General features: G+C 47.5%; 16 protein-coding genes. 5 read left to right on the top strand and 11 right to left on the bottom strand.

Annotated features, from left to right (window positions below):
• Window positions 1–7: 7 nt before the first annotated feature.
• The 10 genes from yhbY to spoVAC form a co-directional block, all read right to left on the bottom strand.
• On the bottom strand, window positions 8–301 hold the full coding sequence (gene yhbY, locus MHI01_RS27685; protein WP_017687186.1) for a ribosome assembly RNA-binding protein YhbY: 294 nt from the start codon (window positions 299–301) through the stop codon (window positions 8–10).
• Window positions 302–570: 269 nt separating this feature from the next.
• Entirely contained in the window at window positions 571–1,440 is an 870-nt protein-coding gene (gene aroE / locus MHI01_RS27680) for a shikimate dehydrogenase (RefSeq protein WP_340984601.1), read from the bottom strand.
• Window positions 1,441–1,482: 42 nt separating this feature from the next.
• On the bottom strand, window positions 1,483–2,610 hold the full coding sequence (yqeH, locus tag MHI01_RS27675) for a ribosome biogenesis GTPase YqeH (protein WP_017687184.1): 1,128 nt from the start codon (window positions 2,608–2,610) through the stop codon (window positions 1,483–1,485).
• Window positions 2,607–3,134: a YqeG family HAD IIIA-type phosphatase gene (locus MHI01_RS27670; protein ID WP_036615148.1), complete on the bottom strand. Its 528-nt coding sequence runs from the start codon at window positions 3,132–3,134 to the stop codon at window positions 2,607–2,609. The genes yqeH and MHI01_RS27670 overlap by 4 nt, the downstream gene beginning before the upstream one ends.
• Window positions 3,135–3,244: 110 nt before the next feature.
• Entirely contained in the window at window positions 3,245–5,458 is a 2,214-nt protein-coding gene (locus MHI01_RS27665; protein WP_340984600.1) for a DUF4129 domain-containing transglutaminase family protein, read from the bottom strand.
• A complete protein-coding gene (locus tag MHI01_RS27660; protein ID WP_340984918.1) occupies window positions 5,455–6,639 on the bottom strand; it encodes a DUF58 domain-containing protein in 1,185 nt (394 codons plus the stop codon). The genes MHI01_RS27665 and MHI01_RS27660 overlap by 4 nt, the downstream gene beginning before the upstream one ends.
• 66 nt (window positions 6,640–6,705) lie before the next feature.
• Window positions 6,706–7,662 carry an AAA family ATPase gene (locus tag MHI01_RS27655; RefSeq protein WP_036615157.1) on the bottom strand — a complete coding sequence of 319 codons (957 nt, stop codon included), beginning with the start codon at window positions 7,660–7,662 and terminating at the stop codon, window positions 6,706–6,708.
• A 208-nt stretch (window positions 7,663–7,870) separates the two neighbouring features.
• A complete protein-coding gene (spoVAE, locus tag MHI01_RS27650) occupies window positions 7,871–8,221 on the bottom strand; it encodes a stage V sporulation protein AE (RefSeq protein WP_036615159.1) in 351 nt (116 codons plus the stop codon).
• A 5-nt stretch (window positions 8,222–8,226) separates the two neighbouring features.
• Window positions 8,227–9,243: a stage V sporulation protein AD gene (gene spoVAD, locus MHI01_RS27645; RefSeq protein WP_036615162.1), complete on the bottom strand. Its 1,017-nt coding sequence runs from the start codon at window positions 9,241–9,243 to the stop codon at window positions 8,227–8,229.
• Window positions 9,240–9,743, bottom strand: a complete 504-nt coding sequence (spoVAC, locus tag MHI01_RS27640) for a stage V sporulation protein AC (protein WP_036615164.1) — start codon at window positions 9,741–9,743, stop codon at window positions 9,240–9,242. The genes spoVAD and spoVAC overlap by 4 nt, the downstream gene beginning before the upstream one ends.
• 601 nt (window positions 9,744–10,344) lie before the next feature.
• Between spoVAC and MHI01_RS27635 the strand changes: the two genes are divergently transcribed.
• Window positions 10,345–11,418, top strand: a complete 1,074-nt coding sequence (locus MHI01_RS27635; protein ID WP_036615166.1) for a M42 family metallopeptidase — start codon at window positions 10,345–10,347, stop codon at window positions 11,416–11,418.
• A 159-nt stretch (window positions 11,419–11,577) separates the two neighbouring features.
• Window positions 11,578–11,898, top strand: coding sequence for a hypothetical protein (locus MHI01_RS27630; RefSeq protein WP_036615167.1), 321 nt, complete (start codon window positions 11,578–11,580; stop codon window positions 11,896–11,898).
• A gap of 231 nt (window positions 11,899–12,129) precedes the next feature.
• On the opposite strand, the gene MHI01_RS27625 is transcribed toward MHI01_RS27630, so the two are convergent.
• A complete protein-coding gene (locus tag MHI01_RS27625; RefSeq protein ID WP_036615169.1) occupies window positions 12,130–12,837 on the bottom strand; it encodes a metal-dependent hydrolase in 708 nt (235 codons plus the stop codon).
• Between the two features lie 275 nt (window positions 12,838–13,112).
• Between MHI01_RS27625 and nirB the strand changes: the two genes are divergently transcribed.
• The 3 genes from nirB to MHI01_RS27610 are packed head-to-tail and all read left to right on the top strand — an operon-like array spanning window position 13,113 to window position 16,756.
• Window positions 13,113–15,542, top strand: coding sequence for a nitrite reductase large subunit NirB (gene nirB / locus MHI01_RS27620; protein WP_340984599.1), 2,430 nt, complete (start codon window positions 13,113–13,115; stop codon window positions 15,540–15,542).
• A 55-nt stretch (window positions 15,543–15,597) separates the two neighbouring features.
• Window positions 15,598–15,924, top strand: coding sequence for a nitrite reductase small subunit NirD (gene nirD / locus MHI01_RS27615; protein ID WP_091028331.1), 327 nt, complete (start codon window positions 15,598–15,600; stop codon window positions 15,922–15,924).
• Window positions 15,925–15,973: 49 nt separating this feature from the next.
• Window positions 15,974–16,756, top strand: a complete 783-nt coding sequence (locus MHI01_RS27610) for a formate/nitrite transporter family protein (RefSeq protein ID WP_076318837.1) — start codon at window positions 15,974–15,976, stop codon at window positions 16,754–16,756.
• The last annotated feature ends 24 nt before the right edge of the window (window positions 16,757–16,780 follow it).

The raw sequence follows: 16,780 nt of genomic DNA, 5'->3' as shown, positions 1-16,780 counted from the left end.
CGCTCCCTTATCTAGGTAGTTCGATTTGTTTGTTATCGCGAGATTCTTTGTACAGGATGATTGTGTTACCGATGAGTTGTACAAGCTCACTTCCCGTTTCACGGGCAACTTCTTCTGCCATCTCTTTTCTGTCCTCGTCATTGTTGTTCAACACTTGCACTTTCATCAATTCGCGCTTCTCAATCGCATCTTCGATGTGACGGAACAGGTGCTCGTTGGTTCCACCTTTACCAATCTGAAATACAGGGGTCAGGTGATGTGCCTGTGACCGCAAAAAGCGCTTTTGTTTACCGTTTAACATGAATACTCCATACTCCTTATGTTGAGCAGGCCCTGATCGACAGCGCAAAAACTGTCCGGACCTGACCATTCAATTATTATTTTTCAATGGTGAAAATGATCACTGAGTACACAAGGTGACTCCGATTGCAGTACCATCTTCCGATCGCTGTTATCCCCAGATTTTTCTGATCCCTTTTCACAAAGGGAAAATCCGGTGATAAATGCGACCACTTCGTTTCTTCAGATTGGTTCTGCACTCGTCGTCTGCCTGTACTCTTAATATCATTTTCACACTTCAAAACTGTTTAGTACGGCACGTCTCATCGTTTCCACAGGAGCGGGAATGCCGAGCCAATGTTCAAAGGCCACTGCGCCCTGATATACAAACATACCCAGACCACCGTGCACCGTGCATCCTCGTATCCGCGATTCTCGAAGCAGACGGGTCTCCTGCGGATTGTAGATCAGATCACTCACCGCTGCGCCTTCACGGATCAGTGCAGGATCAACCGGTACGTCATCAACATGAGGATGCATTCCGGCAGCCGTTGTGTTAATCACGATATCAGCCGTAGCCAGTACCATTGCAGCGTCTTCCATGCCACTGCCCGAGATTTCTCCCAAGCCATGGCCTCGTAAATCCGAAGCAAGTGCAATAGCCCTGTCCGCTGTACGGTTCAGAATGTGGATGCGTTCAGGCTTCTCCAATGCAAGTGCATATATGACACCTCTCGCTGCTCCACCTGCTCCTAGTACAGCAATACGTTTACCCGCAAGCTCAGGCACAGCCTCTTCCTTCAGCGATCGGACATAACCAATACCATCCGTATTGTACCCTGTCAGTGTTCCACCTTCATTAACGATGGTATTCACCGCACCAATCAGGCGAGCACTTTCATCGATCACATCCAGATACTGCATCACCTGCTCTTTGTGCGGGATGGTCACATTAACACCACGATAGCCCAGTGCCACAATTCCGCGAACGGCCGCTTCCAGTTGATCCGGATGAACATGCAGTGGCATATACATTCCATTCACTCCTGCAGCCTGCAGAGCCGCATTGTGCATTGCCGGAGACTTGGAGTGAGCAATAGGATTACCCATAACACCAAGCAACACGGGAAGTGAAGAGTTGAATTTGTTCTGCTCAGACATAGGTCCGCCTCCGATCCATCTGATGTACAGCTTCTGAGATTACTAGATCAAGGATGGGCGGATCTGTACACGAATGCCTTTTGGAGCATGAACAGCAACAAGCGCTCCAATATCGCCATTAACCTTAATCCAGCCCAGACCCGAGATGAATACATCCGATTGACTGCCGCGTTTGATGCGGAATTCATGTCTGGTCCATTCAGCCATCTCTGCTGCATCCTCACGGGTTGGCGGAGACAACAATTCTCCCAGATGGTCGCGGTACAGATCATCTGCACGCTCCAGCTTCGTCCGGTGAATATCAAGCGCAGTGCTGATAAAACAAGTGAACGACTGGCGATCACCTTCCACAAAGTCAAATCGAGCCATGCCGCCAAAGAACAGCGTCTGACCGGAATTCAACTGATACACAGCCGGTTTAAGCGGTTTTTCCGGCATGATGGCAGCGAGGTCCTTACGCGAAACAATCTCACTGAAACGCCATGGATACACGATTCCAGGCGTATCAATAATATATTTTCCATCATCCAGCGGAATGTTCACCATGTCCAGCGTTGTTCCCGGATAACGGGATGTGGTCAGTTCCTGCTCCAGATCGCTGTAATCACGGATCAGACGGTTAATCAGTGTGGATTTACCCACATTGGTACCGCCAACCACGTACACGTCACGATCTTCGCGATACGTTCCTACAAGCTCAAGCAGTCGGTCGAAGCCCTGGTTTTGCTTTGCACTGCACAAGACTACATCGACGGTACGCAAACCCTGTTCTTTGGCTTGCTTCTGTACCCAGTTGCGAACCTTGTTCCAGTTGGTTACTTTCGGAAGCAAGTCCGTTTTGTTCACAGCAAGCAACACCGGGTTGTTGCCTACAAAACGTTGCAGACCGGAGATAATACTGCCATCAAAGTCAAACAAATCAACGATATGGATGACAAGTGCATCCTTATCCCCGATTTTGCTAAGCAGCGCCAGGAATTCGTCCTGATCCACCGTAACGGATGATGACTCATTGTAGTTTTTGATGCGGAAACAGCGCTGGCATATAACCGGTTCACGATCCAGTGCCTTCTCGGGGATAAACCCTGGTAATTCCGAATTTTCTGTTTGCAGATGCACGCCGCATCCGCTGCACCTTACGGCAAGATTGCCGTTATGCGGTTCTGTCATTTCTTCTTTTCCTCCTCAAGCCATAAGCCTTTCCTGCGTAAACTCGTTAGAGCAATCCGTTCCACGCGTCGATTGAAGCGGGTCATAAAACCTTCGTCCCCAATGGAGATTGGCAGTACCAGAACGGTATATAACCCCATTCGGTTCCCTCCATAAACGTCCGTAAGCATCTGATCGCCTACTACAATCGTGTTTTCAGGAGATAACTCCATCATTTTCATTGCTCTACGAAACGGTACATTCGATGGTTTGCGTGCACTATGCACAAACTGGATATCCAGCGGGGTCGCAAACAGGGATACACGATTCAAATTGTTATTGGACACAATCATCAGCTTGAAACCTGCCTCTTTCACACGTGCAAACCATTCAATCAGTTCGGGCGTAGCGTCAGGGGCTTTGGCTCCAACGAGTGTGTTATCCAGATCAGTTATAATTCCACGGTAGCCTTGAGCGTACAGCTCTTCCAGATTAATGTCAAAAACCGTGTCTACACGCAGCTTGGGCATTAACATTTTAAACAAAGAAGTCACCTCAGTTTCATACGACACACTATATCACAAATCCGTCTTTCCTGAAAATGCATACAGCGCCTGATGGCATAGGAAAAAAGGAAAAACGGGACGGGCAACAACTATGCCCGTTCCGCTTTCAGTTCCTTCCGCAGCTTCAAGGCGGTCTGATAGACGCCCTTCCAGTCGTCGGCAGTTACGGACGCCGGACTGTAACGAGTCTGTTCAAACTTCGTGAGAAGCTCATACAATGTTGCTTCTGCAGCAGGTTTTGCCTGGCTCCAGCGGGCTACCGATTCCCGAAGTGTCTCGTCTCCGCTCCGGGTCAACCCTTTGCGTTTCACATACTGAATCCAACGCTCGGTCTCTGCCACTACCTTCTGTTCAGGGGTGAGCGGTCCACCTGTCCGTAAACGAAGCAGGAAGAATCGCATAGAGAAACGATTACGCCAGAACATATATGCTACCCACAATACAATAATGGCTCCTGCAGCCCAGATAACAAAAGTCGGGATGGCAGACGATGTCTGCTCAGGTGCAGGAGTCTGCTCTTCCTCTTGTACCGGCTCCTCTTCTGGCTCTTCTTCAGGCTCATCTACAGGTTGTACATCAGGCTGTTCCGTCAGCAGCGGCATATCAAAGCCCGGCGTTGCTTCAACAGGAATCCAGCCATACTCACCAAAATAAACCTCTGCCCAGGAGTGTGCATCTGCATTGGTAACGGTGTAGGTCGTCTCAATCTCCGCACCAGGTTGACGCGGGGCCTGCATGTCCGAATTCAGGGACAATTGTCCAGGCGCATAACCTTTAACCCACCTTGCAGGAATGCCCTCCGAGCGCGCCATCATCACCAGCGCAGTGGAGAAGTAGTCACAGTAGCCTTCCATAATATCGAACAGGAAACCTTCCACAAAGTCGTTGCTTACTTTTCGAGATAAATCCGGATTGTTTGTGTATTCAAAATTAGTTTGTAAATAGTTTTGCAGTAATGCCACTTTTTCATACGGAGTATTCGCAGATGCCGTTATCTCGGCTGCCAGATTCGAAACCCGGTCAGGGAAACGGGATGGTAACTGCAAGTACATATCATCTGCCGGATTACTGTTATACAGATCTTCAAATGACTTCGTACGAAGCTCATCTTCCACAATCACAGGTGCTTCCGATACGATAGTATACGTCTTGGGATACTGTGGTTGCTGACGGTCTGTCACCACATGCAGTTCAGCCTGTTCAGCATTCCACAACATCCGTTCCGTTCTGTCCTCACCATTAATTGAGCTCACTTCCGAGATCGAATAAGCACCAAAGAGAATCGGATAGACATTATCATTCAGCATCGTTACATTCTGAGTCACTTGTTTGGTATTCACATTACCCGATTCCTGGTTCTCCAGAGGCTGTCCGGCTTGAACATTCTCTGTCGTACCCCGTCCACGGTCATCCCAACCTGTGCCTGTATACTCTGCACGTGTCTCACCGCGCCAGTAACTACGCTCATTGGTCGTGACAGACATGACAGGGGTATAGTCGAAGTTGAATCCTCCACCAAGCTGATTGTCTTCCCTGCTGTATCCCGATTCGGTAGCCGCGGGAATATCAAGGTTTCCGTTACCAGCCTGACTTGTGGAAGTTCCGGTATAGTTACGCCATGCCGTATATGGGTCCGTCAAGGTGGGTGGAATCTCAGGCATATTAACGCTGGCTACAATAATCAAAGAAAAGATAATGGCAATATTGGCCAGGACTTTATAAGGATACCGGATGATTCGTTTCCAACCTTGTGGATACTGTAGCTGATAGTTACGGAAATGCTGACATACGAGCCATCCCATCCCCGCAAACATCACCCACGCGATTTCAATCCAGAGTGGAATCTGAGTGAAAGAATCGAGAATCCCCATCGAAATGATGTTAACACCCAAAAAAACAAGAATACGACGTGTGGTGGTCACGAGTCGAAGCGCAACTTCAAGCATCACCCATGCACACAGGGAGAACCAGATGTACGGCGTCATGTGTAATATGAATTGCTCCGCTCGGTCCGTTAAAGAGCCATAAGGGATGTATACCGTATAATCAATTAGCGTTTTATGCAAAATGTAACCAACAACGACCGCCTTGATGATCGCCCGATAGATCGTTTTGAAGGGCAGAATGACCTCCAGTACACTGACCGCTGCAAGTGTCCATAACACCAGAGAAGTTGTCTCCGTGTACCACGATTCCTGCGTAAATGAAATCCACTGCATTCCAATCAGGAAAATCCAGAGCAATGATGCTGCATGATACCAGGATCGTTTGCCTGTAACACTTTCATTTCCTTTTGTACTCATACAGAACCTCCCCCCATCACCGTTGGAAGCTCCTGCAAGTGAGAAACAGTGAATGACCTCGTGCCTCTTCCACGCAACATGGCATTCCACTCGGTACTCCGGCGAGATTCACTGGTATCGATCAGAATATGACATGGCGTCATGCCCCGCGTATCGGCCCAGCGCATCAGTTCCATTATTTTTTCATCCTTCTGGGGAGAAATCACGACAAAATAAGCTCCCTGAGGCAGTTGACGTGCGATTCTTTCCACGTCGGGCAACAGATGGGTATCCTGACCGTTATATTGAATATCAACCAGATGATGCATCATCTTCTGTCGTTCCATCAGACTTTCACTGGGGGCCATGAAGGATGTCTGTTCTGACAATGTCAACAATCCCATCCCCATTCGTTCCCTGACACCATACTCCAGCAGAGAGGCAGCCGTGGAAACGGCAATTTCAAATGCATCCCCATGTTCATAACTTGATGCCAGCGCATCCAGAACCAGAATGGTTTTGGGCACAGACTCATGTTCAAACTCCTTGGACTTCCAGTTCCCTGTCTTTGCCGTTGCATTCCAGTGAATGCGGGAAAGTCGATCTCCGTATACGTAGTCACGTACACCATTGATCTGAGTGGTCTCTCTCCGTGAACGGGTTAACGCCGTCTGAGGACCGGATAACCGTGATTTGCGGTCGTAAAGTTGCCAATATGGAATAAATACCGTTCTTGGCAGTACGCGAAACTCACCTTTGGCCTTAAACTTTCCTCGATGTTCAATCAGTCCAAATATGTCCTCGCTGGCACATTCCGTTTCTGAAAAGACATACTTTCCCCGCTCAAGTGGCGGTGTCTGGAATGACAGCTCGCCATTACCTCGCATATTGGGAATCAAACTTTCCTTGAACGACCACGATTCTCCGTTATGCCGATGCAGCATTTCACGTACAACAACATAGGGAAGCGGGAGGAATCCCGGAATCGTCAGACTCAGCTGTACTTGAACCTGGTCACCCGCATGCAGCAATTCTTCGTGGTCTGGACCAGAAGATAACCTACGAACTCCTTGAGCACGTCTTACCCCGCTAAATCCAGCAATGGCAAGGTACACACAGAGCAGGGTCACCATTGACAGCAACATAAGGGATGTCTTCCCGCCCTGAAACAAAACATAAGCCAGACAGCACATCCACACCATTGCGATGCTCCATACGCGTGGGTGGCGTAACCCTCTATTCACTGTTCTCAAAAGCGGCTTCATGAACTATTGCCCCATGGAGACGGGCACGCGTACTTGCTGGAGTACGGCATTCAAAACGGCCTCGGAACTCATACTGTCCAGTCTCGATTCGGGACGAAGCACAATACGATGAGAGATCACATAAGGGGCCATCGTTTTCACATCATCCGGAAGCACATAATCACGTTCCTGCAAGAAAGCAAAGGCTTTTACGGCCATCATGAACGATATGGCTGCCCGTGGGCTGGCACCCAGCAATACAGATGGGTGGGAGCGGGTTTGACGAACAACATCCAGCAAATAGTCCATGACCGGATCACCGATAAAGACCTCTTTAATCTCCTGTTGGATTGCCGAGATCTGGTCCATATGAGTCACGGATTCAAGACGATCAACAGGCTGACCGAGCTGATGCTGTTTCAATAGAATTTTCTCAATTTCCTTATCGGGATAACCCAGACTTATTTTCAACATAAACCGGTCGAGTTGTGCTTCCGGCAAAGTATACGTACCTTCAAAATCAATTGGATTCTGAGTTGCACAGAGCATGAATGGATGTGGCAGATCATACGTATCGCCATCAACGGTTACGCTGCGCTCCTCCATCACTTCGAGCAGAGCCGATTGGGTTTTTGTTGTGGCCCGGTTAATCTCATCAGCTAGCAAAATGTTGGTCATCACAGGACCTGGCCGGAAATAAAAACGCTCATCCTTCGGATGGAACACAGATACGCCCGTAATATCACTAGGTAAAATATCAGGATTACATTGAATACGCCGGTACTCACCACGCATGGATTTCGATAATGCCTTGATTAACTGCGTTTTGCCAGTTCCCGGTACGTCTTCAATCAGAACGTGCCCGCCTGCAAGCAAAGCTGTAAGTAAAAGTTGAATTTCAAAGGATTTCCCCATAATGCAGGATTCCAGATTAGAACGAACTGCGGATATGATTTGGATCGACTCTTTGCGCACAGGCATGTGGTCTAACCTCCTAAAAAAGCATACAGATTTCCTTTTATTGTACATGATCCAGAGTCACGAGTACACTCGAAGGAACTCACAATTTGTTTCCAGCCCGTCAGATTCACCGCAGTTCACGCATGAATACGACAAAAAAGCCCCGGATAAAAGTTATCCGAAGCCTCTGTTGAATCGTAATATGTTCAAGGAGATTTCTCATTTTATGTTAGCCTTTTGGTCTAACGACCAATGCCGCGAGAAAAGAAAAGATGATCGCTGACGATATTCCCGCCGCAGTCAGATCGAAAATCCCTGTAATAACACCCAGCCATCCCTCTTTTTCCAACTCCGTCAATGCCCCGTGCACCAAGGAATTACCGAAACTTGTGATGGGGATGGTAGCACCCGCACCTGCAAATTTAACCAAGGGGTCATACACGCCAAATGCATCCGCAAGCGCACCTGTCACAACAAGTGTACTCATGGTATGAGCTGGGGTCAGTTTAACCCCATCCATTAGAAGCTGTCCGATAACACAGATTAAACCGCCAACAATAAATGCCCACAAGAACTGCATTACCTTTATCCCTCCTTTTCTATGGCTACGGCATGTGCAATACAAGGAATACTTTCACCCTGCTGGTACGAAATCGGAGATAACAGCGCCCCGGTAGCAACAACGAGCACCCGTTTAAGATCACCCTTCTGCATCCGGTTCAAAATATGACCATAGGTGACGGTGGCAGAACATCCGCAGCCACTTCCCCCGGCAACCACATAAGGCTGTTTCTCCCGATCATAGATCATCAGGCCGCAGTCATTAAAAACTGTCTGTTCCATGGGAATGCCTTCTTTTTGCAAAAGCTCTTTCGTAATTGGCAGACCGACGGAAGCCAGATCCCCGGTCACAATGAGATCATAATAGCCGGGTTCCAATCCCGTATCCCTGAAATGAGAGATTATAGTGTCGGCTGCTGCTGGCGCCATGGCTGAACCCATATTAAAGGGATCTTTGATACCCAAATCCATAATGCGTCCAATGGTGGCTTTGGTAACAACGGGACCATCACCCGTACGGGAGACCACACCACACCCTGCTCCTGTGACGGTATATTGCGCATAAGGCGGCTTTTGGGAGCCATACTCCGTCGGATACCGAAATTGTTTCTCCACCGTACAGTTGTGGCTCACCGTTCCTGCAAGAACATAATCGCCAGCTCCGGAGTCAACAATCATGGACGCTAACGCTAACGTTTCCATGGAAGTAGAACAGGCTCCAAAGACACCCAAGTAAGGCACACCCAGTTTTCGCGCTGAAAAGGAACTGCTGATAATCTGGTTCATCAGATCTCCACCCACAAAAAATTGAAGCTCTTCCTTGGTGATATTTGCATTTATCAAAGCCAGTTGGGAGGCCTGTTCGAGCAGTTTACGTTCTCCCTTTTCCCACGTTTTCTCGCCGATCTCGAGGTTGTCGTAGACATAATCGAAATCAGATGACAGTGGGCCCTCGCCTTCTTCTGGTCCTACAACTGCGGATTTACCGATGATCCGCGGACGATTTTCAAACTGCCATGTCTGGCGACCCAATCGTTTCACAGGTGCCCACCTCCAAATCCCAAAAAGGCATAAACGATCCCTACGACAAATGCCGCCACGACACCAAACACAATAACGGAACCAGCAAGTTTAAACATGTTGGCCCCTACACCGAGCACCAGTCCTTCAGCACGATGTTCCAGTGCAGCAGAACACATGGAATTGGCAAATCCGGTAACCGGTACAGCCGTTCCCGCTCCTGCCCATTGAGCCATTTTATCGTAAACGCCGAGACATGTTAGAATAACCGATATGAGAATCATGACCGCTACCGTAGGACTGGAAGCTTCCTTTGATGTCATGTCGAAACCGGCCATAAAAGCCTCTTGAATGGCCTGTCCAATCAAACAGACGGTACCCCCAACCAGAAATGCTTTGAGGCAATTTTTCAGGATTGGACGAGGCGGCTCATGTTTTTTTGCGACTTTTTTGTACTCCTTTTCATCCATGGACAGGGACGACGATTTTTTTTCGCTTCCGGATGCAGATTGAGCTGGCAAGATACAAGACCTCCTCTATGTGAAAATGGTTCAAAGCTACGGCTGAATGCCAATGTGTGTAATCCTATATTCATTGTTTGTTAATAATCGGAAGGTTATGTATCCGGCGACAGACAGCATATGTTTCCAACAAGATTATGTTGTGAAAGCAAGATGGGAATACGCCGGATCTGAGGACTTTTAGATACGTCTATAAATAAAGAAGAACAATCACGAGCAAGATAAAAAGAACGATAAACAGTACTTTTTCCGTGCCCTCTTCTGGAGGCTTCATTGGATATTTAGCTCCTTCCTGTAGACAGACAAACAAATATTGAACATATGACCTCACAAAATGATGACATCTCCTCCATATATTCATATTCATTGAAGTGGCATCAGGACTGCGACTACAGCGGATAGAGTCATGAAACTTGGACACGGTAAGCGCCCAAAATATGCCTTAAATACGTGACATAAACATGGACAATCACTTGCGCAAGGTTCATACTGTAATGTGACCAGTGGTTAAATAACAAGTCCTCAGCATCTTAAAGGACAACAGGCGGGTAGCCGTTCTACTGTGACCTGAAATACATACCAACAGAGGAGTTGTTGACACATGAATGAAAAAACGATGGATATGTTCCGTACGTTGACGGAATTTCCTTCCGCATCCGGTTTTGAACGTGAGCTTCGCGGCTGGATGAAAGATAAGCTTTCCGCTTATACCGATGAGTTCGTCCAGGATCGCCTGGGGAGTCTATTTGGTGTATTACGCGGGGAGGAATCCGGTCCCAAAGTTATGGTAGCCGGACACTTTGATGAAGTAGGTTTCATGACTACTGGCATTACCGAAACAGGTATGATCAAGTTCCGTCCACTGGGTGGATGGTGGAGTCAGGCTGTACTGTCTCAACGATTGGAAATCATCACACCGGATCGTCGGATTACCGGAGTTGTAGGTTCTACACCTGCACACTTGCTGGACGAGTCCCAGCGGAATAAACCTGTGGATCTGAATTCCATGTATCTCGATATTGGAGCAGACAACCGTGCGGAAGCAGAATCCTGGGGCATTCATCCAGGGATGCAGATCGTACCGATCTGTGAATTTACGCCTATGGCGAACCCGAAAAAAATTATGGCCAAAGCGTGGGATAATCGTTACGGCGTAGGACTTGCACTTGAACTGGTTGAAGCGCTGCACAAGGAAAAACTTCCTAACACGCTTTACGCTGGTGCAACGGTTCAGGAAGAACTGGGGCTTCGCGGTGCACGTACGGCGGCCAATCTGATTCAGCCTGATATCTTCTTTGCACTTGACTGTAGCGCGGCGAATGATATGACAGGTGACAAACAGTCATTTGGACATATCGGAGAAGGCGCATTGCTTCGTATTTTTGACCCGGGTATGTTCACCCATCGCGGAATGGTTGAATATGTTCAAGATACGGCTTCATCCAATCAGATCAAAATGCAGTATTTCATCTCACCAGGGGGTACAGATGCAGGTCAAGTTCACCTGAGTGGCATTGGTGTACCATCAATAGTTGTTGGTATCTGCGCACGTTATATCCATACCTCATCTTCCATCATTCATACGGATGACTACGATGCAGCCAAAGAACTGATCGTGAAGCTGGTCAAAGGTCTGGATCGGACAACGATGAATACCATAATTAATAACGCGTAACAGTTGACAAGAGACCTCCTAACCATCGGGAGGTCTCTTTTTTATATTCACAACGATATCAGTTAGACACGTAGATTAATAGGCCGAACATTATAGGGAATTACACATAAGATACAATAACGGAAGATGAATTAAACACCAAACAGCGGGGGACCTGTTATGGCAGTGAGAAGGAATGGAAAATCGAATAAAGGTTCCAAAAAAACAAATGCCGCAAACACCCTTCTCAATGGCAACCTTAAAGGAAGAAATCTGGAACTTATCGTTGCAGCATTACTGGTAAGTGGGAAGTTAAGAGTGGATGCGGTCACGTTGTTTCGAGAAGCTACACTGGTCGTTGAACTGGTCGGGCAGTATAAATCGCTACAAAATATTACACCATCGAATCAAGACAAACTGGTGCAATTCCTCGATGAGATCGGTGGTGATATGACGTTGAATGACGTTATACGGGCTTTCCAACAGAGAATCAATTCCTAAACGCCAAGAAATGAGGTTGAAGTGATGTCTGACTTTGACGGAAATGGGTTCGCTGAACTACTGATCATTGTCATTCTTGTTGTTTTATTTGTATTTGGTTCTTCCGATATTGACGACCTGACTGATTCTCCTTCTCAATCCTAAATTGGCTAGGTTATTACGATTTATTCATTATGAAATGCATACCTGTAAACGCCAGCCCACAATATGCGGGCTGGCGTTTTTGGATGGCTATAGAAATAGCGGTGAGAATGCAATCCAGGCCAAAATAAGAGTAAGCACAATGCAGACATTCTCTACAACGGCCCCACGCTTGGTCCCTGTACTCATCAGATTCACCCGTATGCGCCACTTGAGCGGTGGTAACGGACGAATACCCCGATTGGTTAGTGAATCGGCCAATAGATGCATCGCATATGCCGTGCCTCCCGCTACCCAGATCTCCGGACCCTGCTGCTGGGTCGTGCTGTACAACAAGCCCGCCCATATTGCGGTTCCGTACAGGGTATGTGTCAGTCCCCTATGAGTCAGTGTGGTACAGAGCATTAACAAACTGCCTGCAATCAAGTTCCACGGTGCGAACGCGTGACCATAAAAGACCAGCCCGAGTCCAATCGCAAACATCAACACTTTGCGAAGCGAACGCGAAGGCAGGAATGACACAAGCGCAATGAGGATCGCAAGCAATAGGTTCCATGGTTTGGCATGAACATAGAAGTACACAAATACAGCTGTGGGCAACAGAATCGTCTGTAACAACCTGATCAGACTGTTAGGCAAGGCTCTGGATACCAGCAGCGAATTTGGCTCATCAATGTCAGGCAATAACGAACCAATCAGAGCAACCGTAACTGCCGGCGCAGTCACCGGCATACCGGCCAACTGCAGAACAGAAAGCGACACGCCGGTCCCGATAATAAGGTGAGATCTTCCCATCATGATGCAAAAACGTCCTTTCGAAGAAATCGGGAACAATACGGCCCAGTTTCGATTTTACAACGAAAACAAAATAAGAACAATAGTTCGCATTTCTTATTTGTATGAAAATAAATATAACTTTCTGTGATGGGGCTCACATTATTATATTTATGACTCTTTTATCTTTATTAGTGAATTAAATCACATAAACTGTCGTCAACTACTTGTATAATTTCAAATATAAACCACTAAAATTTTGAGTAATGTACAGCGTCTATTCAAGGAGGCATACACACATGAACGGAAAAAAAGAGAACCTCATTATCATTGGTAACGGTATGGCAGGAATCAGTACCGTTGAGCAAATTTTAAAATTAACTACGCGATTTGATATTACCGTTTTTGGCACAGAGCCCTATCCTAACTACAACCGCATTATGTTGTCTTATGTACTGGAAGGAAGCAAAACACTGGACGATATCGTACTGAACGACCTTCACTGGTATGAAGATTACGGCATTACATTGCACACAGGCACAACGGTTACACGAATCGATGCCGAGACACACGAAGTTGTGACTGAAGATGGAACTCGCGTTCCTTATGACAAAATCATCATTGCGACTGGCTCCAACTCCTTCATTCTCCCTGTGCCAGGACATGACAAAGAGGGTGTTGTCGGTTTCCGTGATATCGCCGATTGTAATGTCATGCTGGAAGCTGCTAAGCAGTATAAACGAGCGGCCGTTATCGGGGGCGGACTGCTAGGCCTTGAAGCTGCCAAAGGATTGGTACAACTTGGCATGGAAGTTACTGTAGTGCATCTGATGGAAGATCTGATGGAGCGTCAGCTTGATCCACAAGCTTCAGCCATGTTGAAGGCAGAACTCGAACGTCAGGGTATCCGGTTCAAGATGGGTGCGCAGACTTCCGAACTACTGGGCGGCGAACGCGTTGAAGGGATACGTTTTGCAGATGATACGGTTCTGAATGTTGATTTTGTGGTCATGGCTGTAGGCATTAAACCCAATACGGCTGTAGCCCGTGAAAGCGGTATGGAAGTGAACCGGGGTATTGTCGTGAATGACTATATGCAGACTTCACTTGAGAATGTGTACTCGGTCGGGGAATGTACAGAGCACCGCGGGGTATGTTACGGCCTCGTTGCCCCATTGTTTGAGCAAGGTATGATTCTGGCGAAACATATATGCGGTGTGGAGACCGCTCCTTATGAAGGTTCAGTTGTATCCACGAAATTGAAAATTTCGGGTGTAGATGTCTTTTCAACTGGTGAATTCATCGACAGCCCAGAGCACACCGTCATTTCGCACAAAGATGACTGGAAACGGACTTACAAAAAAATTCTGCTTCGTGATAATAAAATTGTCGGCGCTGTTCTCTTCGGTGACATTACGGATTCTGCCGAATTGCAGAAACTGATTAAAAATCAACCCGAAATGACCGAAGAATTGTATGGTTCACTCATGGGTACAGGCTGCGGCGGTCATAAGAAAGCAACCTCTGTTGAAACGATGCCCGAAGACGAGATCGTCTGTGGATGTAACGGGGTAACCAAAGGAACCATTGTTGATGTCATTACAAACCAGGGCCTTACCACTGTAGATGAAATCAAAGCCTGTACCGGTGCAACACGCTCTTGCGGTGGGTGTAAACCGGTTGTGGAACAGATTCTGCAATATGTACTTGGAGACAGTTTCAGTACTGGAGCAAAACAGGGCATCTGCGGATGTACTTCCATGGGTCGGGATGAGATTGTAGCTGAGATTCGTGCAAAAGGATTACAAACAACCAAAGAGGTCATGAATGTACTGGGTTGGAGTCAGCCAGAAGGTTGTTCCAAATGTCGTCCGGCGATCAACTACTACCTTGGCATGATTGCACCAGACACACACGAAGATGAGAAAGAATCCCGTTTTGTTAACGAACGTATGAACGCGAATATTCAAAAAGATGGAACGTATACGGTTGTACCTCGGATGTACGGCGGGGTGACTACACCAGCGGACCTCAAACGTATCGCTGACGTTTCGGTCAAATATGATGTGAAAGCAGTCAAAGTGACTGGCGGTCAGCGTCTCGACTTGATTGGTGTTAAAAAAGAAGATCTAACTAAAGTCTGGGCAGAACTGGATATGCCTTCAGGTTATGCATACGCCAAATCGCTGCGTACAGTCAAAACATGTGTCGGTTCCCAATTCTGCCGATTCGGTACACAGGATTCCATGGCCATGGGTGCTCGCATCGAACGTAAATTCGAACGTCTGGATCTGCCAGCCAAGTTTAAATATGCTGTCAACGGTTGTCCGCGGAACTGTGCAGAAGCATGTACCAAAGATATCGGTATCGTAGGTAACGACGGCGGCTGGGAGATCTTTATCGGTGGTAACGGCGGTATTAAAGCAAGACTTGCTGATTCCCTGTGCAAAGTGAAAACGGATGAAGAGTTGATTGAACTGTGCGGGGCCATCATGCAATATTACCGCGAGACAGGTAACTATCTGGAACGGACTTCCGAGTGGGTGGAACGCATGGGTCTGGAGCATATTCGTTCGGTTGTTGTGGATAACCTGGAGGAACGCAAAGCGTTGATGCAGCGGATTGAATTTGCACTTGAGCATGTTGAAGAACCTTGGCAAAAAGCGATTCGCAATGAGGAAGGCCAAAGCAAAATGTTCCATGGCATCGAAGTATCGGCTCGTCCATAAGCAAGCTTGCAGGATTAATACTGGAGAATGTTAAATAGATAAGGAGTGGTTTAAGATGACGACAAAACAATCAGGCACCTACTTCCCTGCCGGAGTAGTTGAAGAATTCCTGCCACGAATCGGAAGAGTAGTTGAGATTAAGGACCATCAGCTTGCTGTCTTTCGTGCATCGGATGGTACCATCTTCGCTGCGGATAATCACAACCCCCACCCTAAGGGTGGGCCGCTGGCTGAAGGGATCGTGTCCGGGCATTATCTGTACGATCCGCTGTATGATTGGAAAATCGACCTGACTACCGGTCTTGTGCAAGCACCGGACAACGGTCAAGTACAGATGTATCCGGTGAAGGTAGAGAACGGCCAGGTCTGGATTGAAATATAGCTCCATTGAAACGTTCAAAGATTGATGCAAAATAATGGGGGAAACCGTGATGTATACACCAAGTGTTGAGGGAATTATTGAAGCTGCGGTTAAAAAACGGGATCAAATGAACGCAAGCCTGTCACGATATATGGTTGCTGCCTTGATGGCTGGTGCCTATGTAGGGCTTGGCATCGTTCTGATCTTCAGTATTGGTGCTCCGCTCCTTGCGGCACAGTCACCACTGCAAACCATGTTGATGGGCATGTCCTTCGGACTCGCGCTCACGCTGGTTATCTTTGCCGGATCGGAACTGTTTACAGGTAACAATATGTTCTTTACCATGAGTACACTGGCAGGCCGAACTACAGTGAACGAAACGCTGAAGAACTGGGGGCTCGTCTTTGTTGGTAACCTGCTCGGCGCAATTCTATTAAGTCTACTTATAGTCGGTAGTGGTCTATTCAAAACGGCCACACCGGAACATCTGTTATTCGTTGTCTCTGCCAAAAAGATGGCGGCGCCCGTGTCTGAGTTGTTCTTCCGCGGCATTCTCTGTAACTGGCTCGTCTGTCTGGCGATCTGGATGGCAGCTCGCTCTAAAGAAGATATCGCCAAACTTGTTCTTATCTGGTGGTGTCTGTACGCATTTATCGCAAGTGGTTATGAGCACAGTGTTGCCAATATGACTTTGCTGTCTTTATCCTGGTTGCTGCCAAACCACCCGGATACAATTACGATGGCAGGCTGGTTCCATAACATGATTCCGGTAACGCTTGGTAATATTATCGGCGGTGCCCTCTTTGTTGGAATGGCGTACTGGTATACTTCTCCGGTACGAAAAAAAGCATAATTCTTGATTCAACTGCACTTATGT

Source organism: Paenibacillus sp. FSL M7-0656 (genome assembly GCF_038003225.1).
Taxonomy (GTDB): Bacteria; Bacillota; Bacilli; order Paenibacillales; family Paenibacillaceae; genus Paenibacillus; species Paenibacillus amylolyticus.
Note: the sequence above shows the minus strand (reverse complement) of the source record. Positions and strands in the feature narration are given on the sequence as shown.

Coding starts and splice junctions, on each gene's coding strand:
- yhbY (WP_017687186.1), bottom strand. CDS start 301: ATGTTAAACGGTAAACAAAAGCGCTTTTTGCGGTCACAGGCACATCAC.
- aroE (WP_340984601.1), bottom strand. CDS start 1,440: ATGTCTGAGCAGAACAAATTCAACTCTTCACTTCCCGTGTTGCTTGGT.
- yqeH (WP_017687184.1), bottom strand. CDS start 2,610: ATGACAGAACCGCATAACGGCAATCTTGCCGTAAGGTGCAGCGGATGC.
- MHI01_RS27665 (WP_340984600.1), bottom strand. CDS start 5,458: ATGAGTACAAAAGGAAATGAAAGTGTTACAGGCAAACGATCCTGGTAT.
- MHI01_RS27660 (WP_340984918.1), bottom strand. CDS start 6,639: ATGGTGTGGATGTGCTGTCTGGCTTATGTTTTGTTTCAGGGCGGGAAG.
- MHI01_RS27655 (WP_036615157.1), bottom strand. CDS start 7,662: ATGCCTGTGCGCAAAGAGTCGATCCAAATCATATCCGCAGTTCGTTCT.
- spoVAE (WP_036615159.1), bottom strand. CDS start 8,221: ATGCAGTTCTTGTGGGCATTTATTGTTGGCGGTTTAATCTGTGTTATC.
- MHI01_RS27635 (WP_036615166.1), top strand. CDS start 10,345: ATGAATGAAAAAACGATGGATATGTTCCGTACGTTGACGGAATTTCCT.
- MHI01_RS27630 (WP_036615167.1), top strand. CDS start 11,578: ATGGCAGTGAGAAGGAATGGAAAATCGAATAAAGGTTCCAAAAAAACA.
- MHI01_RS27625 (WP_036615169.1), bottom strand. CDS start 12,837: ATGATGGGAAGATCTCACCTTATTATCGGGACCGGCGTGTCGCTTTCT.
- nirB (WP_340984599.1), top strand. CDS start 13,113: ATGAACGGAAAAAAAGAGAACCTCATTATCATTGGTAACGGTATGGCA.
- nirD (WP_091028331.1), top strand. CDS start 15,598: ATGACGACAAAACAATCAGGCACCTACTTCCCTGCCGGAGTAGTTGAA.
- MHI01_RS27610 (WP_076318837.1), top strand. CDS start 15,974: ATGTATACACCAAGTGTTGAGGGAATTATTGAAGCTGCGGTTAAAAAA.